Raw genomic sequence first — 26135 nt, forward strand, 5'->3', positions numbered from 1 at the left:
AAATTCGTAAATTTTTACATTTGATTAGTTAAATAGTAAATCGTAATACAAGGTTATTGAGTTGCTCTGCTAATTTTGCAAGCTCAGTACTAGAAGCATTCGTTTGTTCCGAACCATCAGAGCTTTGAATTGATAAGTCGCGAATATAAACTAAATTTTTATCTACTTCTCTTGCAACGGTTGTTTGCTCTTCAGCAGCGCTAGCAACAGTTATATTTTGATTACTAATTTGACTTATCAAACCGGTTATTTCGCTAAATGCCGCTCCTGCATCATTTGCTATCAGCAGCGTACCTTCAGCTAGTTGATTACTGTTATTCATATTCACAACAGCTTGGCTTGTCTCTGACTGAACAGTCTGAATCATTTGCTCAATTTCTTTAGTAGATTCTTGTGTTCGATGAGCAAGAGCTCTTACTTCATCAGCTACGACAGCAAAACCGCGACCACTCTCTCCAGCGCATGCAGCTTCGATAGCGGCATTTAACGCTAACAGATTCGTTTGATCTGCTATCGCTCTAATCACATCAAGTACTGACTCTATATTTTTTATATTTGCGGCTAAGGTGGTAATACCAGCTGCTGAGTTTTGGATCTCTGAAACCAATGAACCTATTGTTTTGATGGTTTCGTTTATTTTAGCCTGGCCTAACTGTGCTTTTTCATCCGCAACCTCAGCATTGTCACTCGTAGAGTTTGCACTACGCGCAACCTCTTCAATGGCTGCTGTTAGTTCATTAACCGCCGTAGCTGCCTGCTCTAGCTGATCTCTTTGTTGGGTTGCAATTTGTGTAGACTGGTTAGTTACAACCGTTAACTGTTCAGAGGTTGTAGCCAGTTGCTGAGACGACCCACCAATTTGTGAAAGTGTTTCGCGTAATTGATTTTGCATGTCAGCTAATGCTTGAAGCATTTCACCCGCTTCATCGCTGTGAGAATCATTAATTCTTTCAGTTAAATCGCCTTTGGCCACGCGTCTTGCAACTGCAACAGCATAACGTAACGTAACGGGAGTGTTAAGCTGCGGCTGTAAAAGAAAGCAATAACACTAAGCAACATTAAAGTAATCACAATGCCACTAATAAGTGCTGCTTTTGAATTAAGGTATGTTTGCGTTGCTTCATCATTTATCTGATTAGCTCGAAGAATTTGATATTGAGATAATTTCTCTAATTCAGATATTAACAGCTCAGCAGCTGGCATAACTTTTTTACGTCGAAAAGTTAACGCTTCCTCTTCATTTTGTTGCTCATAAAGTCGAAACAACTTAGTAAATGTTGCAGTAAATTCATCATGCAAATTTATAACGTTATCAAGTTGCCTCTTCGCCTCATCTGAACGAACTAAAGCTGCCATGCGTTTTTCTGCACTTTTATAGTCACGTTCTTCTTTGTCTAATTGTCGTTGTATATCATTTCGTTCTTGTTGAGTTTTAGTGTCAGAAAGTTCAGTAATCAATAGCTGTGTATGCATTGAGTATCGTTCTAACTCAACCGCTGTTGTGAGTGCTGGAATTCGATGCAGGCTAATGACATCTGATATAGAGTTCAATTTTGATAATTGCATAATGGAAAATACCCCTAGAATCAGAGTAATCAAACCCAAAATCCCAAATCCCAAATGCCAAGGCTGAGCGCATGCCTATTTTTATATTTCTGATCATCGTGTACCTATATAAATATTTTATATTTATTGCAGTATTTAATAGCATGCTGCAATAACCGGGTGGATTTGTGTACTGATAACGATCAGTTCTAAATATCATTCAATGATACTTTTAAATGAGTGTGATCTAGTAATGTGGTTGTCATTGATCTATTTAAAACTCTTTAATTAGCCTAAAAAGTAACATTGTACAAAAATACTTTTTTAATGCTTTGTAATTAGATTTTACGGGTTTTAGGCTCCATATAAAAATAATTAATATGAGTCGTAACAGCCATATTTAAGACATCTAAATTTGATTTTTATCAAAGTTAATTTTAATTGTACTATTATATACTATGGTTTGACGTTGTTTCTATACCTGAATTAAATATAATAATTAACTGAATAAGTTACTTTTCTAAATACATTACTGCTTACAATTTGATTGCAATTCATTACCTTTGTTAAATTAATAGTTTCTTTATTGGTTTTTATTTGATTTCTTTAACAGAATCACTGCTAAAGTAAGTTGCCCATCTATGCTATTGTTATTGCAAGAAAATTTTAGATAAGTTTCCTCAATATAAAACGGTGCATAGTATTGTGTCTGATGTGCATGTTTATTAGTGAAAATTGAACCTATAAGCTTGATTTATATGTGCAAGGTTTGCGGGGAGTTATGGAGGCAAGCCTGTAAAAAGCGGTTTTCTTAGATAAAAATTTTTTACCATTATTTACTAACAGGTTGCGTGGAGCGCATACTTTGTTTAGTAAAGTATTTATAAGATAGTTACCCAACAATCTATAAATATTAATTTTTATGGTTTCTATATGACAATTAAAAACGAGGATGTTACAAGATGAAATTAGTTACGACTATATGTTTTACTTTGACGATGTTATCAGGCTGTATCGTTGTACCAACTAAGGACATGTCAGCAGTCAATAAATGTGAAATATCTTCTGACCGTAAGACATTAAAAATAATTAATGGCTTTGAGGATACCAATACCTACTATTCAATTAGTGGGATATTATTAGTCCCTATTACAGGCGTTGTATCTGGCGCCTATGTAGCAATAAATAATATATATCATCTTGGCGAAGAAAAAATTGTTTGTGGAGCTGCTAAAGAGAGCACATAGCAGAGGCAATAATGCCAAAAGCTTGTTAAAGTGAGCCTGTAACAGGCTCTTCGTAACCGGTAATGTAAAACTTAAACCACTTGAATAATTTGATCTTGACTCAAACGTGATTTTGGAAGCTTTGCATTATAGTCGGTTTGTGTTTCGTGATAACCAATGACAAGTGCGACTTCACAAATATAACCATCTAACTCATCCGCAAAAAGTTCACTAATTAGCGCGCTATCTACGCCTTCCATTGGTGTTGAATCAATACCTAAGCGCGCAACAGCATGCATAGTATTACCAAGTGCAAGGTAAGTTTGTGTTTTGGTCCATGCGGCATTATTGCCAGATGCGTCAGTATTTAAGTCAACAAATGCGTATGCGCCAAAGGCTTGCTCGCGATTTTCTGCTGGCGTACGGCCATTGGCGATATCAGTGTCAATCACTTTTGCATAATCTTCTCTGGTGTATTTCGGGTTGTAAGCAAACAAAATAATGTGTGATGCAGTTTTAATATGCGGCTGATTAAATTGAAACTTGTTAGCGAAAGTATCATGCATACGTTGTTTTGCTTGCTCAGACTCAATAACAATGAATTTCCATGGCTGCGAATTAATTGATGACGGAGATAAACGCATGGCTTGATAGATCACAGCTAAATCTTCTGCCGATACACGTTTAGTTGCATCATATTTTTTTGCTGTGTAACGCGCTTCTAAGTCGGTAATAATCGGGTGTGTCATAATTGGTTCCTGTAGCGAATAGCTTTATTTAATCAAAGCCCTTGAATGAGGCAGATGATAGCGCTTGCATTACTTTTGATAAACAGCATAATTATTGAATCATTATCAAATATATTTAGATAATATGCAGATTGACGATTTAAAACTTATTTTGAAAGTTGCTGAATTTAAAAGTATTACCCTTGCAGCGGCAAAACTTGATATGCGTACAGCAACCGCCAGTGCTGCTATCAAACGGGTGGAATCAACATTAGGTGTAGACCTATTTGTGCGTACAACACGTCATCTAAGGCTTTCTGCCGCAGGGGAGCGCTATATCCCACAGTGTGAGCAAGCAATAGCGATACTTGAGCAAGCTCGGCAGAACCTAAAAGGCGAACATGATGAGGTTGAAGGTGAGTTAAGGGTTGCATTATCTTCTGATCTTGGCCGTAATTTAGTTATCCCTTGGATTGATGAAATTATGGATAGTTACCCGAAGGTGAGCCTGCGCACACATATTAGTGATAGTAACGTGGATTTCTACCGAGATTCGGTGGATATAGCACTGCGTTATGGCTCGCCAACTGATGCCAATGTTTACGGGTTTAAAATTTGTAATATTCCACGTTTATTATGCGCCTCACCTGACTATATAAAACGTTATGGTGCGCCTATGTATCCAGATGATTTAGCACAGCATCAAGGGTTATTTTATCAACTGCAAGATATTATCAATAATGTTTGGGAATTTACCAATGGGCAAAAAAAATACAAAGTAAAAATGCAAGGCAAGCGTGCCTCAAATGATGGTGATTTAGTCAGGCGCTGGTGTGTTGCTGGCAAAGGGCTTGCCGTAAAATCGGCATTAGATATTGCTGATGATCTTCTTAACGATAGGGTAGTTACAGTGATGAATAATTACCAGCATACCTGTGGTGAGCTGTGGTTAATTTGTCCAAGCCGTCAATCAATAACGCCTGCAGTGCGTTTATTACGTGATATATGCAGAGAAAAAGCACGTACGATGATAAGCCAACTAATTGATAAAGGTATACTTGAACCTAGTGTTCTTGATGACTAATTACTTGAAATTATAAACTACTAACTCGCTTATGTTCGTAGCATAAGCGAGTTTAATGTTGCAGATTTTAAATAATATAACGCGACTTTTTAGAATTATTGTAGTTTTATAATTGCTTGCTTTGCGCTTTCACTGTCGGGGTTTAATTCAAGGGCGCGCTGGTAACTTTTTAATGCAAGTACGGGTTTATTAGCAGTTAAATACGCTTCACCCAGACTATCGTGAGTATTAGCAGAATCGGGGTATTTAGCAGCATTTAGTTCAAATACTGCGATTGCGGCATCGAGTTTTTTCATTGCTATTAATTCATAACCAAAGTAATTTATGCTTCTTTCTCGCAGCGGAACTTTTTGCTCATCCAATTGATTATATTTGCTTTTAAGCTGTGCAATACCGCCATTTTGCAAGGCATGATAAAGTTGGCTATCCACATTTTCAGTTGCACCGTCATAGGGCTTACCATAAAAAATATTGGTTAATCCTTTAGTCATAGGTGTCATTGGTGCACCGCCAGTGTTATTTAAAATTATCACCAGTAGCTGATCTTCAATAATACGGCTAATAAATGCATTAAACCCTTCGATACCACCGCCATGTTGTACTTGTGTCAATGGTTTACCATATTTATCAGCATCTAGCTGATTAACTTCCCAGCCAAGTGCGTAATTAAGCTGTTCAGATACGGTGTACATTTGTTTTTTTAGTTCTTTATTTATTAGCTTATTTGTGTACAGCGCTTGGTCCCACTTAACGAGATCGCGTGCGGTTGAGTATATTGACCCCGCTGCATAAGGGATCGACATATCTAGATAACCAGCATTAGTGTAACCGTCTAAGTTATTGCTATAACCAGATGCACGTTGGTTGATTATTTTTGCATGCGAATCGTAACCGGTGTTATGCATATTGAGTGGTTTAAAAATATTTTCTTGCAGTACATCTTGGTAACGTTGTTGAGTGACTTTTTCAATCACGGCGCCCAAAATAAAGTAGCCTGAATTGCTATAGCGAAATTGCGTGCCAGGCTCAAACAATAAATCATCACTACACAGTAATTTTATAAATTCATCTACACTGTAAGGGTTGCGACTGTATTCACTTCTGAAGGTCTTCGTTTGAGTATAATTACTAAGTCCTGATGTATGATTAAGTATTTGCCTAATGGTGATTTTATTTCCTATATCTTGGCGATAGTCGGGTAGGTAAGTAGCAAGGGGAGCATCAAGCTGTATTTTATTCTGCTGCGCTAACTGTAAAATAAGCAACGCAGTGAATTGCTTGGTAATTGAGCCTATTCGAAATTTAGTCTCGGCAGTATTTTTGATGTCCCATTCAAAATTGGCGTAGCCATAACTTTTTTCAAAAATAACCTTACCTTACCTTGCTTGGCGACCAGTACGTTGCCATTGAATTGTTTGAAACCATGAAATTGTTCAATAAATGCATCCATTTCTTTCGCGTGTTCGCCTGCAATTGCAGTGTGTGAGAGCAGTAGTAGAGCTGTCATAAAAATAGTGTGGTAAAACATATTCGAGGTGAGTTTCATGAGCTTCCTTGGTTTTTTAGTTTGTTTTATGTACTACTTTTACCGTGGATAAAATACAAAGTAAATTATTATCGTGTTGATTTTATGTGAATAAATTATATTTCATTGTTATTATAAGCATAAAAAAGCCCGAACTGTATACAGCTCGGGCTAGTTGGTTGGGATATAAAATTTTATAAAGGTGAGCGGTTTATTATAGTATTCACTTTGCTATGAATTGATTCACCATCTACCAGCGCTTCTTTTCCACGCCATTTACGAATTAATCGTTTAGCATCTTCTAGTGCGACATATTGACATGGGATCAGGATCAGCGTGATCACCGTGGCAAATAACACACCAAAGGCCAGTGATACTGCCATTGGGATGACAATTTTAGCTTGTAAGCTGGTTTCCATAATGATTGGTAATACGCCAATAAAGGTAGTGATTGAGGTGAGCATAATCGCTCTAAAACGACGTGCACCAGCTTGCATTACTGCGTCTTTTATTGCTACGCCATCAGCACGTGCTTTATTAACAAAGTCCACCATTACTAATGAATCGTTTACAACAACACCGGCTACAGCAATGATCCCGAAAATTGATAAGCCACTCATAGTCATGCCTAAAATCATATGGCCAAACATGGCACCAATAACCCCAAATGGGATCACTGACATAATAATCAATGGTTGTGAGTATGAGCGTAGTGGGATTGCCAATAACGCGAAGATAATCATCATTGAAAGAGCAAAATCACGCACTTGCTCAGCAACGCTATCCATTTCTTCTTGAATACGTCCAGCAACACTACTTTGTACACCTGGGTAGTTTTTCAGTAGTGCCGGTAAGTACTCATCACGTATTTCTTCAGCAATGGCAAAAGGTTCAACTTGGTCGGTATCAACTGCTGCCCATACGTTAACAGTACGCTTTGAGTTTTCGCGGCGAATACGGTTTACACCATCAACCAGTTTTACATCGGCAATTTCAGCCAAAGGTACTTCTGCGCCACTAGGTGTAATGATACGAGCACTGGCGATATCGCTGATCGAGTTACGAGCTTCTTCAGGGTAGCGGATCATTACTTTCACTTCCTCGCCGTCACGTAGAATACGCTGTGCTTCAAGGCCGTAGTAACTAAAGCTGACTTGTGAGGCAACATCGGCAAGGGTTAAACCCATGCTGTACGCCAGTGGTTTTAAGTCAAGCTGTACTTCATCTGTAGCGCTTTGCATTGAGTCATTTACATCACCCACACCTTCCATGGTGTTGAGTTTTTCTTTAAGTTTTGCTGCTACTTCTTTTAATTGTTTGGCATCCTTTCCTTCTAGGCGGAAGCTCACATCACCGTCGTCTCGACCACCATTCATAATACTGTCTTGAATGGTTAGTGTTTTCACACCCGGTAAAGGAGGCATTTGTTCACGCCATAGTGCGCTCAATGCAAAGGTATCGATAGGGCGTAACTCAGGATCAATTAATACCGCCATAATACTGGCATCGGTACGTCCACGTAAGCTAACGGAAAGATCGCGTACCATAGCTGTGCCATATTGCTCTTTAAGTTGTTTATCAACATTGATAATAACTTGCTCTATTTTTTGCGCGGTTTCTAGGGTTGCTTGTTCAGACGATGCTAAGTTCATTTCGACTGAGATACGTGGAAAGTCATGAGGAATTTTAGGGTTCGCTACAAACTTCACTAAACCACCGGCAAACATCCCAGCACTGACAATTAATACACAAATAAAACCAATAATTACGGTATAACGATAATGAATACAATGGCCAATAAATGGCGTGTAATAGTTATCAACAAACCGTTTTAAACCGCCATCCATCACTTTACGGAGGCGATGTAATGGGTTTTTCGGATTTGGTTCTCGGTGTTTCATTGCTGCTATGTGGGCTGGTAAAATAAGTTTTGATTCAATCAGAGAGAAAATCAAACACAGAATAATAACCCCGCCAATGGCTTTTGAAAACGCAGCACCAGGGCCACTTGCTAAAGTTTGCGGTAAAAAAGCGGCGATGGTAGTTAATACACCGAAGGTGGCAGGCATTGCGACGCGTTTAACACCACGTACTACGTTATCAAGAGAGTGGCCATGTTTTTCAATTTCAGCACTGGCTGATTCACCTACGACGATGGCGTCATCAACCACAATACCGAGCACTAATATAAAGGCAAATAGTGATGCTAAGTTGATGGTGACATCTAAAAAGCCCATCGGCATCATTAAAAACGCGCCTAGGAATGACACAGGTAAACCCATCATTACCCAAAATGCTAAGCGTAGGGGTAAAAATAGCGCAAGGACCACCATAACCAATAGACCACCCCACACCATGTTGTCGATCATCATGTCTAATCGACCCTCTAGGTAGTAGGTTAAATCGACAATCGGCGTGAGTTTAACACCCGCTGGAAGTTGACCTGCTTTATCATTAAGGTACTGCTTAAGAACTTTTGCAACTTTGGTAATATCTTGATCTTTTGAGGCATTTACTTCAAACGACAAGGAATTTTTACCATTGTATTTAGAGTATTGTAAGCCTTCTGCAAAACCATCGTTAATGGTTGCTACATCGCCTAAATACACTTGTGCACCATCAGGTAGTAATATCAATGGCAGTTTGGCAAATTCATCCCCTCGGTAAGCTTGTTTTTCAACCCGCATCGAAATATAGCCGTTTTCAGAGCGAATCTGACCTGCAGACATATTGGCTGAAAAAGCACGCACTGCATTCGCAATGTCTCTAAAAGTTAAACCATACTCACGAAGTTTATCAGGGCTAACTTCAATACCAATTTCATAGTCAAGGCCACCATTAAATTCAACTAAGTTAATTTGTGGCAGTGCTTGCAGTTCGTCTTTGATATTGTTGCCAAGTTCTTTGAGCTGATAATTGCTCATGTCACCGTATAAGGCGAGGATCATTACTTCTTGCTCAAACTTATCATGGCGCACAATAGGACGCTCCATGTCTGCAGGGAAGGTGTTGATTGCATCAATCTGCATTTTTACTTCATCGAGCACTTCTTTAGTATCATATTTTTCTTCAATTTCGATCCACGCTTGAGAATAACCGCGGTTTGAATAAGTAATTTTCCGTTTAATACCCTCTAGGCCTTCGAGAGCTTCTTCTACCTTGATGGTGATGCCTTCTTCTACTTCTTGTGGGGCAGCACCAGGGTAGACAGCTTGGACGCTGATCCAGTTATTTTCAAATTGTGGGAACATTTGTTTGCGAATAGAAAACGCGGTTAAAATACCACCCACTAAAATAAAAATCATTAATAGGTTTGCTGCAACAGGGTTGCGAGCAAACCAGGCAATTAAGCCTTTTTCGCTATGGATGGTCATGCTCTATTCCTCTTTCAGTGCAAGTTGAGTTGCAGCTGCAGGTTTATCAGAGTCATTTAGCTTTACTTGCATGCCTTCGGTTGGGAAATCTAAAGCCGAGGTGATCAATTGCTCACCATCATTTAAGCCTTGTGAAGCGATGACCATGCCATTTTGCTCTCTAATAATATTAAGAGGTTTGAACGAAAGAGTTAAATCATCATTCATTACCACTATTTTACCGTTTTTCACTAAGTGATGAGGAACGATAATCGCATTATCAAGCTCGCGGCCAGAAATGGTCGCATTGATATAAGAGCCAAAGCGCAGCGGTTGCTCACTGGCATAAGGTGTATTTACTTGCGCCACTAAATAGCTCATACGACTTTTTTGATCAATAACACCTTCGCTGCGGACAATTTTTGCCTGCCAAGTAGTTGGCTTACCAGCATAGTCTGCACTGAGTGTTACATTCGCGCCGATACCGCTATCGATTAGGTATTGTAATTCTTTATCTGCCACAGGAAGGCGAATTTCAGCCACTAAGGTTGAACTGAGAGCGCCAAATTGGCTTCCAGGATTAACTACGCTGCCTAAACTAATTGCACGTTCAGAAATAATCGCATCATAAGGCGCTTTTATGTATGTGCGCTCTAAATTACGTTTTGCACGTTTTTCAGACGCCTGTGCTGCACGGTAACGCGCTAGTTTTTCGGCTAATTGTGGTTTGCGTAAATATAATTGAGATGGGATCATTTGATTTGAATCGTCTTTTATTCGATCCCACTCTGCCTGTGCTACATGAGCTTGCGCTCGTTCAATTTCTAGATCAGAGCTGGCTTGCGCCATGCCTGCTTGGGCTTCAATTAACGCTGCTTCATAATCATTTGGATCTATTCGTGCTAGAATATCGCCTTGTTTGACAAATCCACCTTGCACAAATTGCTCAGAGACAAATACCACTTGACCGCTTACTTGCGCAACCAGTGGGGTGTGATCTTTTGCTTTTACTACACCATAGGATTTTACGTCTAGCGTAATTGCATCAAGGTGAACTGCGCTAACTGATACCAGAGGGCGTGTATCTTGTGCTGGCTTTTCTTCTGGCGGTTGTTTCATTGCTGAAAACGCAACCGCAAGACCTACACCGGCGACTAATACGGCAATAGGTAGAATTATTTGTTTTTTAGTAGCCACTGGGCTTTCCTCATAATTAGGTGACACAGCAATTATAATGAATAAAGTGTTTACAAGGCGTATTAAGATGTAACAAGTCATTACACAATTAACAAATTAGCGAAATAGATTACAAAAGGGGCAAAGATGAATACATCACCAATGGCGTGTCGACTCGGGTGTGGGGCTTGTTGTATCGCACCAAGTATTAGCTCACCAATTCCGGGGATGCCTAATGGCAAAAAAGCAGGAGAGCGCTGTATTCAGTTAGATAACAACAATTTATGTAAGTTATTTGGTGATGAAAGGCGGCCAAAAGTATGCAGTGATTTTAGTGCGACGATTGATGTGTGTGGAACAACGAATGCGCAAGCGCTGCAATTAATTACCGAGCTTGAACAAATGACATAAAAAAACCGCATCTTAAAAATGCGGTTTTTATACATATTTTTTATTTACCAGCTATAAGTTGCAGTTAGTGTGTATTGCTCACCGCGCCCAGGTGTGCCTGGAATTTCCTCAAATGATTCATCCCAAAGGTTATCTGCTGCTAAGGTAATAAAGAAGTTTTGCAGTATCGGTGGCGTTACTTTTAACGTCAGCTGAGTAAACAAGGCTTCATCATCAGAGCGTCGCAGCGCATTTTTATGCTGTTTACGCCATTCATTATCAATCCGAAACTCTAATATATCCGTCGGGCTCCATACAGCACCAAGAGTTAAACGGTGATCAGGGAAGTTTAAGGCATAAAAGCTTGCATCGACATCTGGCGAGCCATAGGTTTCTGATTTATGGAGGTAGGTGTAACTGGCTATAATTTCAGTATTTTCAAATTGCTTAGTGGCTAAAAATTCAAGGCCAGCGGTATCAATATCAACCGGTTCGGCAAAACGCGCTGAGGTTGAATCAAAGCTAAATGTCCAGTCAGTTAAGTTATTATCTTGGCGGTAAAAAATAGCCGAATTAAGCTGCCAACTTTGTTGTTCTAGTAATAAACCCAGTTCTAAGTTTTTGGTGGTTTCACGCTCAAGGTTATAATTACTTCTAAACAATCCACCAGAGTCATTGCCACCAATAGCAGTATAACCTGCAACTTGACTGGCCTCAGCGTAGGATAAATAAAATGTCCGCTCAGTGGCGTTACTATTAATTGTATTGAATGTGATATCACCTATCAGCGATAATTGTGAGTCATCGCGGTTGGTATCATCGAAGGCTGCGCCTAAACGCACTGTTAGCTGTTGATTGTTCTCAAGAGCCATAGTGTATTCTGGCAATACACTGATTTTATAATAGTTACGCGAAGTAAAGTTATTCTCAAGCGTGGTTGATTCAATGGAATCTTCAATATATTGTGCTGAGTAGTTTAGTGAGAACACATCGTTTTGAGCATGTCGCCCGGAGATGGCGAATGATTTAACTTCCGTTTCGTGAAAAGCTTCAAACGCGCTTGGGTTTTCACGAGAGTAAATATAATGGTCGTTATTTTTTCGATAATAAGCCGATACTTCAAACTCACTGTTTGTTGCATAACTTTGTTTATGGTTAAGCATTAACAGTTGCGTTTCTAAGTCTTCTGTTTCATTCACGCCAAATGGGGTATAGAGGTTCGGCCAGCCAAAAAATTTCTCTTGTGAGCCAAAAAATAAATCAGTTTGTGAATCTGCACTCGTTAATTGCACACGAGCAGTAGCGCGATTAAAATCATGATCGCCAAAATCAATTGAGCCATCGCTTTGTGAATGAGAATATTCCCCTTCAAAACCTAGGCGCCAATCGGCGATTGTATCTAAAGGGATACTTTTACCAGCATGAACACTCTGTAAATTAAAGTCGTTAGTGCCGACTCCTACAGATACACTGCCACCAGTGGTAATTGGCTTCCAACCAAACGACACAGTACCTACTGAGCTATTTACACCGTAAAGTGCATTATCAGCACCGGTCAATACACTTGCGCCAGTGAGCATTTGTGGTGCAATAGGAATTTCTGCAAAATAATGGCCTGATTGCGGATCGAGTAAAGTAGCATTGCCGACTCTAAAACCGGTGTTTTCAAAGATACCGCCACGAATAGTAACATCAGCTTGTGCTTCTGCCATGTTACGCGATTGCAAATCAACACGAGGGTCATACTCTAAATTTGATATAGGTGAGTCAAAGGTACCTACTGGTAACGTATTTGCTGTAGGGGATGCCTCGATTGTTATTTGCTCAATGGTTGTCGATTCTTCAGAGTCATCTGCCGCATAAGCAACACTGGATATGCTGGCAAGTACTGCGGGTATAATAAGGTGCGAGGTACGGTTCATGTTGTTTTTCTCATATTCTTTATGTGCGATTGCGCTAAAAATTAAAGTCGTAACACTTTTTTATAGCGTGATAAAATAGCAAAATTAAACAGTCACGATTTTTGGCGCTATTGTACATTAATTCGAAAAAACTGCATTTGATAATCATTCTTAAAATGAAAGCATTACACTGTCTTTGCTTGTTAAATATATTAGGTCCCTCTATGAATGAAAAACAACCAGCTAACTTTTATGCTCGCCAGCAAACTATTTATTTTGCGGGAGGGTGTTTGTGGGGCGTGCAAGAGTTTATGAAGCACTTACCCGGAGTAGTTATTACAGAAGCAGGGCGGGCTAATGGTACAAGTGATAATACACAAAGTGAGTACGATGGTTATGCAGAGTGTGTCAAAGTCATTTTTGATACTGATGCTGTCACGGTTAATAAACTAATTGATTATTTCTTTGAAATTATTGACCCATACAGTATTAATAAGCAAGGTGATGATATGGGTGAAAAATACCGCACGGCTATTTATAGTGAAGAGCAAAGTCACTTAACGTTAGCAAGCGATTATATCAGCCAACGAGATGATGCCGGCAAAATAGCTGTGCAGGTTAAACCGCTAACAAATTACGTCCCCAGTGATGCTGAGCACCAAGACCGACTAACTAATCATCCAGATGATTACTGCCATATACCGCTAGATTTACTGCATAAATATAAGGCGGATTAGCATTTACTAATTTAATAAACCTGCATAGTTTAACTTTCATAAAAAATGCTATGTATAATTAATTATAAGAAGGACTTATGAATCTAGTAGAAATGTTGAAAGATCATTCTAGTGTAGTTGGCCAAGGCCAAGCAAGAAAAAAAGTTTATGAGCTAGAAGCAAGATTAAATATTGATTTACCAAAAGATTTTTTTGATTACCTGGTAAACTTAAATTATGCAGAAATATTTGATGAGCCTATTTATGGGATTAACCCTGAGATAAAACGTTTAGATATTTACGAACAAAATAAGCACACTGAACATTTTAGATATGGGTTTCTTATGGTCTTTTCAAACGATATAGATGGTACTATTTATATTAGACCCGATACAAGCAATGTATACAATGCTAGCTTTACTAGTCCTATAGCCAATTCGTTCACAGAATTTGTGGCGAATGTGCTAAAAGAGGCATAAGACTTACAAAAAAGCTCACTTAATAGTGAGCTTTTTTGAACGCTAATTTAAAGTGTTATTTTAGTTTTTCTGGTGGAAAACCACTTAAAATTGTTGCAACGGCTTCTTGCACTGCTTTGTTACGCTCTTCAGGTGTTTGTTTCTTCTGAAGGCGACCTTCACGAGCACCACGCCAAACAAGCTGGTTAGAGGCACGGTCAACAACATCAATCACTAAAGTGCCCACATCATATTCATGGGTTGTTGTTTGCGTGTTATAACCCATGCCCCAGTAGTTCCAACGTGCACCGTAACCTACATTAAATGTATCAACGTCAACTTTAGTATCAACAGAGGCATGATAGTTAATTAACACATCTGCTGATGCTTCATCGGCAGGTGTCATACCGTTTGCTTGTAATTGTGCATTTACCGCTTCACGCACACGTTTTTCCATCAATGGGCTGATTTGATAGTTACCAGCGTCAGCCAAGGTTGCTTGTGGAAACCAAGCAAACGTTTTGTAGTTACCAAAGTCCACAGATTTGTCGTAGTCAATATCAGGCGTTTTTGCACACGCTGCTAGTAGTAATACAGCAGCTGCAATTAGTATATTTTTCATGGAGTTTGCTCCTTGGCAAATTTAATTACTATTCGTTTGATAACATAACATAGAATTAATTCAAGGAAATGTTATTTTTTACCTGTAATTTGTATACATGATAAGTACTAACTAGTTTAGTCGTCCTTGACTGAATGATGCATTAATTTACACAAACGTGGCTATTGTCTTATTCATGCTCTACTTCTATCCAATCCTTTTCATCTACCCAGTTCTGGGCGCCGTCTTTAACGGAGCGAATTGGCACAATATAATCACAGCTAATTTGTGGTTTCACCGAGGCAAATATTGGCACAAAGCCAAAGCTGAGTGCGGTTTCTATAATTGCTTTTTGATTTTGCGGATCGATATCGGCCGCTTCATCAATATAAATCGGGATGCGGTATAAGTTTTGCTCTTGGTCGCTTAATAAGTAGCGGATAAACAACATACCGCATAATAATTTTATGGTGATACGCGTACCGTTTGAGCCAGCCGAATCAATTTTCTCAAAATGCTCGGTTTCGCCTGCACGGTTTACTACTTCAAAGCGAATATCAAATAAGTCAGTAAGGGTTAAACCGGCTTTATCAGAGGCAAGTTTAATTAAGTGATCTTTTGCTTCGTTGACAGCACTTTCACTGTAGGGTTCTTGGCTGAGTAAATCCAGCGTATCACCTTGTTCAAACTGATTTGAGGTACTGATGATGGTATCAATACTATCAACCAACATTTTGCGTGGTATCACGTTAATTTTAAATGCTTGTAAGTTTGAAATACGATGCTGACTAATGCCTTTATTGAAGCTGTTCATTTCACGGCGCAGTCTGTCTAAATCTTCACGCAGTCCCTTAATCGTCGCGGCTACTTCTGTGAGTGCAACCCGGGCTTGGCGTTCAACCGCATCACGTTCGTTATCAATATTATGGAACGCGGCAATCAATTTCTGGTATTTACTAAACTCGTCATTTTCGTTATCAAATTTGGTAATACCGGCATTGTAAATATGCAAATAGGTATTACGAACGTTGATATCAAAATTACGCAGCTCTTGGCAATCTTTATTAAAGTGATGAACTAAGTCACTGAGATTATCAAAATCAATTTGAATATCAATCATATACGGGGTGACTTTACCGCTATATAAATCCAGCGTGTGGTCAATTCGTTCAGATTTCACTTGGCGTAGGCGCTCGGCTTGGCGTGAAATTAAATCTTTTTTCGATTTAATAATCGAGCGTCGATCACTAATTGAACCGCTGTTATTTTGAATATCTTGTAAGTAGCTATCAACTTGCTCGCGTTCAGCCAATAATTGCTCTTTTAAGAGTGTTTGTGCATCAATAGATTGCAGCATAACCTGGAATTGTTCAAAGCGTTTAAGTGCGCTTTCTGCTGCCATGAGTTCATCGTATAAGGCATCTTTTTCTTTTTGTTTGTCGGCCACATTGGCGGCCACATCACGCTGTTGCTTAAATTCATTGAGTGACTGTTCTAGGGCGCTGAGTTGCGCAGTAAGTTGCTCTTTATTTTCACCGCTTTGCATCTGCACCGGTGAGAGTTTTTTCAGCTTGATGGTCGCGCCTGGCAGGGTGAGCACGCCGCCTTTCACGTTATCTGATAATTGCTCTAAAAATGCACCAAAGGCATCTTCGTCAGTGATATCTATATCACCATTACTGGTGGTGGCAAATGACAGAATGTCAGGGTTTAGAATACGCGAGATCTCTTCAACTTCTTTAAGTGATAAATCCTCGCGCATACGGGTAAATAAATTAAACTCAAGATTTTTAAGCTGCAGCTTTAAGCTTTTGATCTGCTTTTGTGTTTCACTAATACGGTAATCAAGAGTATGCAGGCTTTGCCCTTGCGCACTGTTGATAGAATGCGATAGTGACTCGTAATCTTGCTTTAATTGACCAAGGCTTACTTTTAAGGTTGCCATGTTAACCAATTCAAATTCAGATTTTAGAGCACCAAAGTCTAAAAACCATTGCTCTATTTGTGTTTGCCTGCGTTCAATATCGCGCGATTGTTGTACATAAAGTTGTTGTTTTTGTTCAAACTCGTGCTTTTCGTGTTCAATGTCTTCAAGGGCAACATTAAGCTCGCTCAATTGCGCCTCTTGGTAGCTATCAAAATCGATTAATGCTTGGTCAATTTTGGGGGCGTATGCGGCTAATTTACCTTTGAGTACGGTTTGGTTTTCAAGCATTGATTCAAGGGCGCAGATAGGCTCTTGCATCGACTCGAGTGCTTTTAGCTCACGTTTTGCGCGGTTTACTTTATCAAAGGAGCGACGCCATACTTCATAAAAATCGACCTTTGAGTTTGACATGTGGCGTTCAAATACGCGTAACATAAAGCGCTTTACGTCGGCAGCGCCTAATTTATGCAGGTTCAAAATACGGCGGAAAATTTCTTTATAAATTGCCGAATCTTGCACGTTGTTAAGCGGGATCATCTTTAAGTTAATGTCGCCATCAAATGGCGTGGCACCACCCGTTAATAGTGCGTTGAGCTCTTGCGCTTTAAGCTCAATAGGGTTAAAGCCTTGCTCTTTTAAATGATTAAACAGTTTAGTGAACTTAATGATGGTTTTACCTTGAGTATACTGCTCAAGATCAAGCTTGCCTTGGTAACAAAAAAACTGATGTGCGTAACCGGCAATTTTACCAAGCCCAGCTACACCAATCACCACCGGGCCATGGGGTAGGTCGGCTTCGAGTAAAATATAGGATTGATCTGACGAAAAATAAAATTTACGGGTTTCGTCTAAATCATGACCGTCCCATTCTGTTAGGCGTAAATCATTAATAAGCGGAAATTGCAGAGCATTGATCACCGAGCTTTTACCGGTGTTATTTGGTGCACAAATTGAGCTGCTTTTATCAAGCGGGATCACACATTTGGCATAACCGGCGGTGTTTAATAATGCCAGCTTACTGAGGCCGTATAGGTTTTTCATTATTCGTCCTCTCCAATATAGGTTTCTTCGTTTACTTCCATTAAGGCATCAATATAACGGTAGATAGGTGCTTGCAGCATAAAGCCGCCTTCTACTTCACGGGCAAGGCCAAGTCGAATCATGCGTAAGTACACGTCTTTACGTAGGTCTGATCCTGAAAAAATTTCGAGTTGATCAAATAAGTGCTTGTTCATTTGCACTAAAGTTTGCATCAGTTCTAAATCATTCACTTCATCAAATAAGGCACGCATTGGGTCTTTACCTGAGTTTGCATAGTGCTCAATTAAGATATAAATGGTTAAGGCAATCGCGCGGGAAATTTTCCCCATATTGGGTGTACTTTCATCACTGGCAAAGTAATAAAAACCACGGCTGTCATGTTGTAAATCGTGGCCAAGGGCGCTGAATAATGCGCGGTAATGATCAATTTGTTGATCAAGCTCTTGCCACATTACGGTGTCTTGTTCGCTAATGTGATAGCCGGTGACTAATTTTTTATTAATTGCTTGTAGATGACTAAGTTCATCTAAATTTATCTGTGTCATAACGGTTACTCATCCACTGTTGGTGTTTGCTGAGAGTCAACAGGCTTAGAATTAAAAGGGAAAAGAGAAAAATGTTGCCCGGCAATTTTTACGCGCATTTTTTCATCGCTTTGATTGATTTCAATATCGGTGTCACTTACCAGCTTTTGATATAAAAACAGCATTTCGTCGGCTTCAAGGTCGGGGTAGCTTTGCTCTAAAAAGGTCAATAATGGTTGTGGCTTTTTACGTTTAGCATTGAAGCGTTTTTTAAAGTTTGCTTTAACATTATTGTAATCTGGAATATTTGGCGTAACAAAAGCAGGCACATCTTGTTGATCAGGAAGTTCGTATTCACTGTGTTCAAACTCAACAAGTGCAGCCATATAAGCGACCATATGGCGCTGTTGCCCCAATGAGAATCGCTGCGTGTCAGAGACAAAATGTGGTTGTACGGCGCTGAGCATATTATCAACGCCATTTTTACGTACTAAACCAAGTACTTTAGCTGCTTGACGAGTGATCATATTATTACGGCGCAACTCTTCACGCAGTGGCATTAGCATATCGGCACTTTTACGCAGGCTTTCGCGACCAACTAAATGCATTTCTAAAATTCGGGTACGTAATCGTTCAAGCATGCGTTTATCTTGATAAGCTTTACCGCTGCGTTCAATATATTCGATTTGCGTACTGATTTGTGTTTCGATGGTATTAAAACAAGCATGAAAATCGCCACGAATATCAACCATTTCAAGCATTGGTTCAATGTATTCATCAAACGCTTCAATCACCGCTTGATAACGCTTTTGTAATGATTGCACCGCATTATTAGCTTTTGCTTGTTCTACAATATTTAAAATGGCATTTTCGTTGTGGGCAAATAGTTTCATTATTTTACGCACCCGATCATCCATAATGCGGCTAAAACGGCGCATCTCGTCGTAGTCTTCAATACTACCGGCATTGTCTAAACGGTTACCCAAACGGGCTAAATCTTCAACCAGCACGCTAATTTCTTGCGCCAAGCCTAAATGTTCTTCCTGCAATAAAAAAGTGGCAAAATCTGCAATTGCACGGTTAATTTCAAGTTGTGACGATTTAGCCAAGGGAATAATAATATCTTGGTTTAAAAGGCGGTTGGTTTCTTTGTAAATGCGCTCATTTGACCACGTAGGTTGTTTTTGTTTGATCGCATTTTGCACGTCTTTTAGGCTGAAATCAGCCATTTTAAAACGTTTAAATAGCAGCTCTAACATTCCCCAGTGCTCTGTTAGGGTATTTAGCAACTTTTTAGCTGGGATCATAAAACTCCAAAAATCCTAATTTATCTTGTAAAGCCGGCTTGTTAGGCCTCAGCGATTAGTCGTAGAAAAGCAAATTGACAATAGTTTTACACATTCTTTGGTGCTAGACTGCGCGCCGTGTCGTCCTGCGGCTCATAACATACAATTTTTACATTTTTATAAAGGTTGTTCAAACACCATGGTAACTGCAATTATCCTAACCCTGATAACGCTAGCATTCGTGCTCATCGTTATAGAGGATATTATCCATGTAAACAAGGCCAAAACCACGCTTTTCTTTGGTACTTTATGCTGGATTATCTTATTTATCTCGCCGCTTCACGGGCAAAGCCCCGAAAACGTACAACATCAACTTGACCACAATATTTTAGAGATTGCCACACTGTGGTTGTTTTTAATGGCTGCAATGACCTTTGTAGCCTATTTGAACTCCAAAGGTTTTATCCAAAATATTGTGCATAAGATAATGCCCAGTGCTATTAGCGAACGCAAACTGATGTTTTTGATTGGCGGGTTCTCCTTCTTATTTTCGTCGATTTCAGACAATATCACAGCCACATTAATTTCCCTTGCGGTGGTTATGTCGTTAAAACTCGATCCGAAAAAGCTAATTAAATACGCTACGCTTATCATCTTTAGTGTGAACTCGGGCGGAGTGTCGTTAATTACCGGTGATGTTACTACCTTGATGATTTTCCTTGATGACAAAGTTACCATTGGTCACTTGCTATTGTTGGTTGTGCCTGCGTTATTTAGCGTGGCGCTATTGGCCATTATGCTGTCATTTGGGCTCAACGGCCAAGTTGAGTTTACCAAACAAGAGGACCGTCGCATTGAGAAAACAGATATCACTATTGCAGTGATTTTCTTATCAACGATTGTCGGGACATTAACGTTAAGCGTGCTTTATCATGTGCCGCCTTTGTTAACTTTCTTATTTGGTTTGTCGTTGATGTTTTTAGTAGCGCAATTTTTAATGCGCAAAAAAGATGTGAATAAAAAAATCATCGATTATATTCGCGAAATAGAATACGACACCTTGCTGTTCTTCGTTGGCGTATTATTACTTGTAGGCGCCCTGAAAGAAGTCGGTATGCTCAGTAAGTTCACTCACCTTTACGAGTTAATGCCAGCACAATACGCTAATTATTTAATGGGTATATTATCAGCTGCGGTTGACAACGTACCACTAACGGCTGCGTTACTTAAAGCTGAAATAGTGATGAGTCCACAACAATGGTTGTCGTTTACGTATGCAACTGGGGTGGGGGGGTCCATGCTTATTATTGGCTCGGCTGCCGGTATTATCGCTATGAGTAAAGTAAAAGCGCTTACCTTTATGAGTTATTTACGTATGTCGGTGTATTTATTAATCGCTTATACAATTGGTTATATGGGATCGTATTTAGCAGGTAGTTTTATTTAATTGCTTTTATTATTTAAAACAACTTGACAGCTAGACGTCTAAACGATAACTTTCAAAGCCCGCTTAATAGCGGGTTTTGTTATTTAATTGCTAATAATTTACGTAATTAATCTAACATTCAGAAGAGGTGCGGTACTTAGGTACTTAATGTTAGGCGACGTATGCCTGTAATCATTAAGGAGGGAAGTACTCGCCGAGGAAAGCAACTGGACGTCACAGTGGTTTTTCGGTTTATGGGGCTGAATCCTCAAAACTGTCACCAATTAGGTGGAGAGCTTCTGGCAGTGGACTTTTCTTATCGAGCACCCCCTTGCCAAGTTCTTCTTGTTTTATCGTGGTATGAATGCCACAAAAGGAGACGACATGAATACCCAATTAGCTGCAACTAACTTGCAACAGTCAGCACAAAATCAAAAATCAGACTACGTAGTCGCAAAGTTCGGTGGCACCAGTGTGGCTAACTTTGAAGCGATGAGCCGTTGCAGTGAAATTATTGTAGCCGATAACAACGTACGAGTAGTGGCCGTAAGTGCCAGCGCAGGAGTGACTAATCACCTTGTGACCTTATGTAAAAAAGATTTATCAGCAGATGAGCGCAATGAGAACATTGCTGGCGTTATTGCTATTCAAGAAGCTATTTTAAATGAGCTGTCATTGGATGCTGATTTAGCTCATGGCTTTGATGAAACCATTAAAGCTTTTAAGTCACTTGCCAGTGAGCCACTAAAATCAAAGCAACAACATGATGAGTTATTGAGCTTTGGTGAGCGTTTATCATCCTATTTATTTACTCAGGTACTGCGTTTAAATGGCTTAAATGCGGTGCGTTTTGATGTGCGACAGGTATTAAAAACCGACAGCCAGTTTTCTAAAGCAACCCCAGATGTAGCTGCAACAGCAATGGCCGCAAAAGAGCATTTAATTCCGTTATTAGCTGAACAGGTTATTGTAACTCAAGGCTTTATAGGCAGTGACGCGCATGGTCAAACTACCACACTTGGTCGTGGTGGTTCAGATTACAGTGCGGCATTACTGGCCGAAGCTATAAACGCTAAAAGCGTGCACATTTGGACTGATGTCGTGGGCATTTTTAGCACCGATCCGCGCTTATGTGCTAAGGCTACGCCGATTGCGCGTTTAAGTTTTGATGAAGCGGCCGAAATGGCTACCTTTGGGGCGAAAGTATTACATCCGGCAACTATCTTACCTGCGAGCCGCAGCCATATTAGTGTGTTTGTTGGTTCTAGCCGTGAGCCTGAACGTGGTGGTACCTGGATCGAACGTGAGAAATCACAAATCCCCGGAATTCGTGCTGTCACGCAGCGTAAAAATCAAATATTGTTAACCTTAAAAAGCCCCGAAATGCTTTTGGCTAGTGGTTTTTTAGCCCACGTGTTTACAATTTTAAGTGAGTTTAATATCTCGGTTGATTTGGTAACTACCTCAGAGATAAGTGTTGCAATTACTTTAGATAATGCGCCAAATGCCTCGCGTCCTGAGCTTGATCAAGAATGCCTTGATAAGTTAGCGGAGTTTTGCCACGTGTCGGTTGAGAACAACTTAACCTTAGTGGCATTAATTGGTTCACAAATTCAATTACGTCAGCAAGAAATTAACTTAATGAATGTATTAAGCGATTTTAATATTCGCTTAATTTGTCATGGCGCAAGTAAACATAACCTGTGCTTTTTAGTGGAGCAGAGCGAGTCAGACTTTGTTGTGCAAGCGATCCACAGCCGTTTATTAGAAGTTCAAAACGCCGCGTAATTGGGCGGTAGAATTTACCACAGAGCACTGCCAGACAGTGCTCTTGTCACTTACCACACTAATATCAAACTCATGATATTGACAACTCAGCGCTGTTAAATTTGCTCGCTCAAGTTCAGTAAATACATTGGGGCTGAGTAATTTTGCAATTGGTTGGCTGGTGGCTTTGGCAAGTGCTTCTTTTAAGGTCCATATTCTAAAAAATCGTTCTGCGCTTTGCTGATCTTGCGTTATTAAATTTACCTCATCAAGATGATAAAAATGCTTAGCGAGCTTTGCAAATGGGCGCTTCAGGTTTATTTTTTCAATATCAAAACCAAATTCAATTCGTTCTACATTTAATGCAGCACCGACAAAACCATTAGAGTGGGATAAACAACTACGCAATACAGTGTCACTGTCAGTTATATGTAGCAGTAATTTACTGCTTTGCTGGTCAAATTCAGAGCTAATATGGTTATTTGCTAGATCACGAAATTGTGGCATCGTTTGTTTTACCAAATACTTAAGCAGTAGCCGAGTGGCTAAATATTCTTGCTTGGCTTTGTAACTTTTTCTACGGGTGATCACCGTCAGTTCAAATGGGCTTAATAGTGCGTTTAAATCGAATTCATCAACATTTAACTGCTGGGCATCAAATAATAAAATAGTATTCGCATTGAATGGCTGCACGCTGTGTTTGGTGATAACGAGTTGCTGTTGAAAAAATAATGCAGGCATAAAATCCACAATTAAAGTGATAAAAGAACAAACATGTTTATATTTTGTGCGGTTGTGCGCTGGTTAATTAAGCCAAGGCAAATTTATTACTCTGTGAGAGTTAAATATGGTTTAATTCACAATAATGAAAAATAATAACAGATTTGTAGATGTATGGCACAATTGCGTGATGGTTTTCAAAGCCGCCTTGGCTTTGTTTTAGCAGCTTCTGGCGCTGCAGTTGGATTAGGTAATATTTGGGGATTTCCCACGCAAGCGGCAAATCATGGCGGCGGCGCGTTTTTACTAGTCTATTTTATAGTTATCTTTTTTTTAGCCTTGCCAGCTTTATACACTGAGTTGTACTTAGGCCATAAAGCGCAAGCTAATCCGGTTAAAGCACTTAGACAAGCATGGCAAGAGCAAGCACCGCAAGTAGGCGCTGCTGCTGGTTATTTAGGTTTAGCCGGTGCGATTGTGATGCTGAGCTTTTACTCAATTGTTGCAGGTTGGATGCTTGCTTATGCCCTTGAACCCATTGCTAGCTTTTTTGGATTTACCACCGTCAGTACGTTTTTGCACACGGATTCGATGGCGCGTAATTTTGTATTTACACCACTGATGCTGATCCTCACTGCGAGTATTATTCTCAAAGGTGTTAAATCTGGCATAGAAACATGGTCGCGACGGTTAATGCCGATGCTATTGGTGTTACTCGTTGTGCTAATTGCTTATATAGCCACGCTTGATGGCGCAAGTGAAGGCTTTGCTGCGTATTTAGTGCCAGACTTTAGCCAAATACTCGACCCAGGTTTAATTATTGCGGCAATGGGACAGGCGTTCTTTTCACTGTCACTGGGTGTCGGTTGTATGATGATTTATGGCTCGTACTTGCAGCCTGATGCTAATTTGCCGCGGTTAACCGCGTCGGTAGCGTTACTTGATACAGGGGTTGCCTTTTTAGCGGGTTTATTAATTATTCCTGCAATTTACGTGGCGCAGCACAATGGCGTGCAAGTATTTAGTGATGGAAAATTAGTGGGAGAAGGGCAACTAATTTTCGCAATTCTACCGCAGTTATTTAATACTATGGGCGAAATTGGCTTATTGGTTGGTTTACTGTTTTTTGTACTTATGTCGATTGCATCGCTCACATCGACTATTTCATCCACTGAAATTCCAGTGGCTTTTTTAGTTGAAAACCATCAAGTAGAGCGTAAAAAAGCGACGTTTTTAGTGAGCTTAACGGTTTTAGCCGCGTCATCGTTGATTATTTTCAATTTTGATTGGCTATTTGGTTTAGTGATCATGGTACTGACTCAGTATCAATTACCGCTTATGGGCTTATTTTACTTTATCACTGTAGGGTGGTTGTGGCGCCGTGGTAATCAATTAAATGAGGCTGCAAGTGGCATGCGTTATTGGTTTGCTCAGTACATACGTTATGTGTGTCCGATACTGATGACCGCCGTGTTCGCTAATGTCGCGTTTGGTTGATAATTTAGCTTTCAGTTTTTTAGTTTTAATTGTTAATATATAGTGTTGTACCAATCGTTTTAAGTTACTGACCATTTATAGCGACAGATAAATGGTTAAATATTTAAGTCGATTGGTATTATATCCAGGGAGGAATTATGAACATAGATGTTAAAGTCCCCACGCTTCCAGACTCAATAAACACAGCAGATATCGCTAAACTTTATGTTAGTGAAGGCCAACTCGTTTATGCCGGTGATGTGTTATTTGATGTTGAAACTGAAAAAGTTGTTTTAGAAATAATGGCCGACTGCAGTGGCATTATTGAGAATATAACGATTGCAAATGGCGACCATGTTAATCCTGAACAGGTTGTAATGACTTTGCAGCAGCTTGCAGACAGCGAACTGCCAGCAAGACCAACAGCTCAACAGCCTCAACCGCGAGTAAACGACTCAGAAAATGACGTTATTGTTTCTCCTTGGTTGAGTAAACTAAATAAAAGTTTAATTATTGCTCTAGCAGTCGGCGCTTTAGCCATCCTTTTTGTGCTGGGTAAATAGCTAAGATGACCAATTATGTAAACCACCCAAGATATGGCAGCGAGCCAATCCTCTCTGGTAATAGTTATACAAAGCAAGAAATCGAGAATGCCTTTTGGTGGTATAAAAGTGTTCATTACTTCCCTGAGACGGCAATCCCCGCAGTTATCGAAAAACAATGTGACAGTTTATATCCAAGGCAACTCTATGTTGATATAGAAGAGCAATGTGTCGATTGTCATAGAGCGTTTATATTTTTTGCTAAAGAGCAGCAATATTGGTTTGAAGAATTAAAGTTTTGGATTGATGCACATGCGATCAAGTGCTTTGAATGCAGAAAGAAAAGCCGTGCAATAAACCAGTTGCAAATTATCTATGCAAACTTAATCATTAAAGAGCATATAACGCTTGAGGAAACTCAATTGCTCAAGTCCAGCGCGCAGCAACTTTTTGAGTCAGGAGTTATTAAGAAGATTAATAAAGTGAATGCTATCCGTAAAATGTAAGTAGACGTACTTAAGAGACCTATGTGATTACATCTTAACTTGATTTGTCAGAACCGATAAATAGGACTCAATCAAGTCTGACTGTCACAGATGTGCCATATGCGGACATTGAAGCCGACTTAATAATACTGATAACTACGTATTGTAAATCTGCTCGAATTGCCACTAGTAAATGTGTTTCGTTTTACCAAGTTCTGTCTAAATCCTGAGCGTATAA

General features: G+C 39.7%; 23 protein-coding genes and 1 riboswitch. Of the genes, 10 read left to right on the plus strand and 13 right to left on the minus strand.

Features of this window, described 5'->3' with window-relative positions; all coding sequences use genetic code 11:
* Window positions 1-28: 28 nt before the first annotated feature.
* Window positions 29-973, minus strand: coding sequence for a methyl-accepting chemotaxis protein (locus tag H5187_RS24390; RefSeq protein ID WP_220493301.1), 945 nt, complete (start codon window positions 971-973; stop codon window positions 29-31).
* The gene (locus tag H5187_RS24395; RefSeq protein ID WP_259399705.1) at window positions 955-1620 is read right to left on the minus strand and encodes an MCP four helix bundle domain-containing protein; all 666 of its coding nucleotides are present in this window, start codon (window positions 1618-1620) and stop codon (window positions 955-957) included. Before H5187_RS24395 ends, H5187_RS24390 begins: the two co-directional genes overlap by 19 nt.
* 887 nt (window positions 1621-2507) lie before the next feature.
* Between H5187_RS24395 and H5187_RS18595 the strand changes: the two genes are divergently transcribed.
* Window positions 2508-2792, plus strand: a complete 285-nt coding sequence (locus H5187_RS18595) for a hypothetical protein (protein ID WP_145242251.1) — start codon at window positions 2508-2510, stop codon at window positions 2790-2792.
* A gap of 71 nt (window positions 2793-2863) precedes the next feature.
* On the opposite strand, the gene H5187_RS18600 is transcribed toward H5187_RS18595, so the two are convergent.
* On the minus strand, window positions 2864-3520 hold the full coding sequence (locus tag H5187_RS18600) for a nitroreductase family protein (RefSeq protein WP_145242253.1): 657 nt from the start codon (window positions 3518-3520) through the stop codon (window positions 2864-2866).
* A 124-nt stretch (window positions 3521-3644) separates the two neighbouring features.
* Here H5187_RS18600 and H5187_RS18605 point away from each other — a divergent pair, with 124 nt between their 5' ends.
* The gene (locus H5187_RS18605; RefSeq protein WP_182785030.1) at window positions 3645-4583 is read left to right on the plus strand and encodes a LysR family transcriptional regulator; all 939 of its coding nucleotides are present in this window, start codon (window positions 3645-3647) and stop codon (window positions 4581-4583) included.
* A 95-nt stretch (window positions 4584-4678) separates the two neighbouring features.
* On the opposite strand, the gene H5187_RS18610 is transcribed toward H5187_RS18605, so the two are convergent.
* The 4 genes from H5187_RS18610 to H5187_RS18625 all read right to left on the minus strand — a co-directional run bounded on the left by H5187_RS18610 (window position 4679) and on the right by H5187_RS18625 (window position 10658).
* Complete coding sequence (locus tag H5187_RS18610; protein WP_182785029.1) at window positions 4679-5950, minus strand: serine hydrolase; 1272 nt, start codon at window positions 5948-5950, stop codon at window positions 4679-4681.
* Window positions 5875-6129, minus strand: coding sequence for a hypothetical protein (locus H5187_RS18615; protein ID WP_182785020.1), 255 nt, complete (start codon window positions 6127-6129; stop codon window positions 5875-5877). Before H5187_RS18615 ends, H5187_RS18610 begins: the two co-directional genes overlap by 76 nt.
* A 173-nt stretch (window positions 6130-6302) precedes the next feature.
* Complete coding sequence (locus tag H5187_RS18620) at window positions 6303-9482, minus strand: efflux RND transporter permease subunit (protein WP_182785019.1); 3180 nt, start codon at window positions 9480-9482, stop codon at window positions 6303-6305.
* Between the two features lie 3 nt (window positions 9483-9485).
* Complete coding sequence (locus H5187_RS18625; RefSeq protein WP_145242259.1) at window positions 9486-10658, minus strand: efflux RND transporter periplasmic adaptor subunit; 1173 nt, start codon at window positions 10656-10658, stop codon at window positions 9486-9488.
* Window positions 10659-10784: 126 nt separating this feature from the next.
* Here H5187_RS18625 and H5187_RS18630 point away from each other — a divergent pair, with 126 nt between their 5' ends.
* Window positions 10785-11048 carry a YkgJ family cysteine cluster protein gene (locus H5187_RS18630; RefSeq protein ID WP_145242261.1) on the plus strand — a complete coding sequence of 88 codons (264 nt, stop codon included), beginning with the start codon at window positions 10785-10787 and terminating at the stop codon, window positions 11046-11048.
* Window positions 11049-11092: 44 nt separating this feature from the next.
* Here the strand turns inward: H5187_RS18630 and H5187_RS18635 are convergent, their stop codons facing one another.
* A complete protein-coding gene (locus H5187_RS18635) occupies window positions 11093-12949 on the minus strand; it encodes a TonB-dependent siderophore receptor (RefSeq protein WP_182785018.1) in 1857 nt (618 codons plus the stop codon).
* A 203-nt stretch (window positions 12950-13152) separates the two neighbouring features.
* Here H5187_RS18635 and H5187_RS18640 point away from each other — a divergent pair, with 203 nt between their 5' ends.
* Together H5187_RS18640 and H5187_RS18645 are read left to right on the plus strand one after the other, a co-directional pair.
* Complete coding sequence (locus H5187_RS18640) at window positions 13153-13665, plus strand: peptide-methionine (S)-S-oxide reductase (protein WP_182768160.1); 513 nt, start codon at window positions 13153-13155, stop codon at window positions 13663-13665.
* Window positions 13666-13742: 77 nt separating this feature from the next.
* Complete coding sequence (locus tag H5187_RS18645; protein WP_182785016.1) at window positions 13743-14123, plus strand: SMI1/KNR4 family protein; 381 nt, start codon at window positions 13743-13745, stop codon at window positions 14121-14123.
* Between the two features lie 55 nt (window positions 14124-14178).
* Here H5187_RS18645 and H5187_RS18650 read toward each other — a convergent pair whose 3' ends face one another.
* From H5187_RS18650 to H5187_RS18665, 4 genes are all read right to left on the minus strand, one after another.
* Complete coding sequence (locus H5187_RS18650) at window positions 14179-14724, minus strand: DUF4136 domain-containing protein (protein WP_145242267.1); 546 nt, start codon at window positions 14722-14724, stop codon at window positions 14179-14181.
* Between the two features lie 169 nt (window positions 14725-14893).
* Window positions 14894-17671: an ATPase gene (locus tag H5187_RS18655; RefSeq protein ID WP_182798140.1), complete on the minus strand. Its 2778-nt coding sequence runs from the start codon at window positions 17669-17671 to the stop codon at window positions 14894-14896.
* Entirely contained in the window at window positions 17671-18216 is a 546-nt protein-coding gene (locus H5187_RS18660; RefSeq protein WP_149982697.1) for a condensin complex protein MksE, read from the minus strand. The genes H5187_RS18655 and H5187_RS18660 overlap by 1 nt, the downstream gene beginning before the upstream one ends.
* A 5-nt stretch (window positions 18217-18221) precedes the next feature.
* Window positions 18222-19502 (minus strand): hypothetical protein, encoded by a 1281-nt coding sequence (locus tag H5187_RS18665; RefSeq protein WP_182740676.1) that lies wholly within the window; start codon window positions 19500-19502, stop codon window positions 18222-18224.
* A 178-nt stretch (window positions 19503-19680) separates the two neighbouring features.
* Here H5187_RS18665 and nhaD point away from each other — a divergent pair, with 178 nt between their 5' ends.
* Entirely contained in the window at window positions 19681-20928 is a 1248-nt protein-coding gene (gene nhaD / locus H5187_RS18670) for a sodium:proton antiporter NhaD (protein ID WP_145242276.1), read from the plus strand.
* A 114-nt stretch (window positions 20929-21042) separates the two neighbouring features.
* Window positions 21043-21214: riboswitch (Lysine riboswitch) on the plus strand.
* Window positions 21215-21291: 77 nt separating this feature from the next.
* Entirely contained in the window at window positions 21292-22695 is a 1404-nt protein-coding gene (gene lysC / locus H5187_RS18675) for a lysine-sensitive aspartokinase 3 (protein ID WP_149982695.1), read from the plus strand.
* Here lysC and H5187_RS18680 read toward each other — a convergent pair.
* Complete coding sequence (locus tag H5187_RS18680; RefSeq protein ID WP_182740677.1) at window positions 22672-23415, minus strand: 4'-phosphopantetheinyl transferase superfamily protein; 744 nt, start codon at window positions 23413-23415, stop codon at window positions 22672-22674. The two genes, lysC and H5187_RS18680, sit on opposite strands and share 24 nt — an antisense overlap.
* A gap of 153 nt (window positions 23416-23568) precedes the next feature.
* Here H5187_RS18680 and H5187_RS18685 point away from each other — a divergent pair, with 153 nt between their 5' ends.
* The 3 genes from H5187_RS18685 to H5187_RS18695 all read left to right on the plus strand — a co-directional run bounded on the left by H5187_RS18685 (window position 23569) and on the right by H5187_RS18695 (window position 25918).
* Window positions 23569-24891, plus strand: a complete 1323-nt coding sequence (locus H5187_RS18685; protein ID WP_182719136.1) for a sodium-dependent transporter — start codon at window positions 23569-23571, stop codon at window positions 24889-24891.
* 137 nt (window positions 24892-25028) lie between these two features.
* The gene (locus H5187_RS18690; protein ID WP_182719137.1) at window positions 25029-25433 is read left to right on the plus strand and encodes a biotin/lipoyl-containing protein; all 405 of its coding nucleotides are present in this window, start codon (window positions 25029-25031) and stop codon (window positions 25431-25433) included.
* A gap of 5 nt (window positions 25434-25438) precedes the next feature.
* A complete protein-coding gene (locus tag H5187_RS18695) occupies window positions 25439-25918 on the plus strand; it encodes a zinc-ribbon domain containing protein (RefSeq protein WP_182798141.1) in 480 nt (159 codons plus the stop codon).
* The last annotated feature ends 217 nt before the right edge of the window (window positions 25919-26135 follow it).

The sequence above is a fragment of the Pseudoalteromonas sp. SG44-1 genome (assembly GCF_014164315.1).
GTDB lineage: Bacteria > Pseudomonadota > Gammaproteobacteria > Enterobacterales > Alteromonadaceae > Pseudoalteromonas > Pseudoalteromonas rhizosphaerae.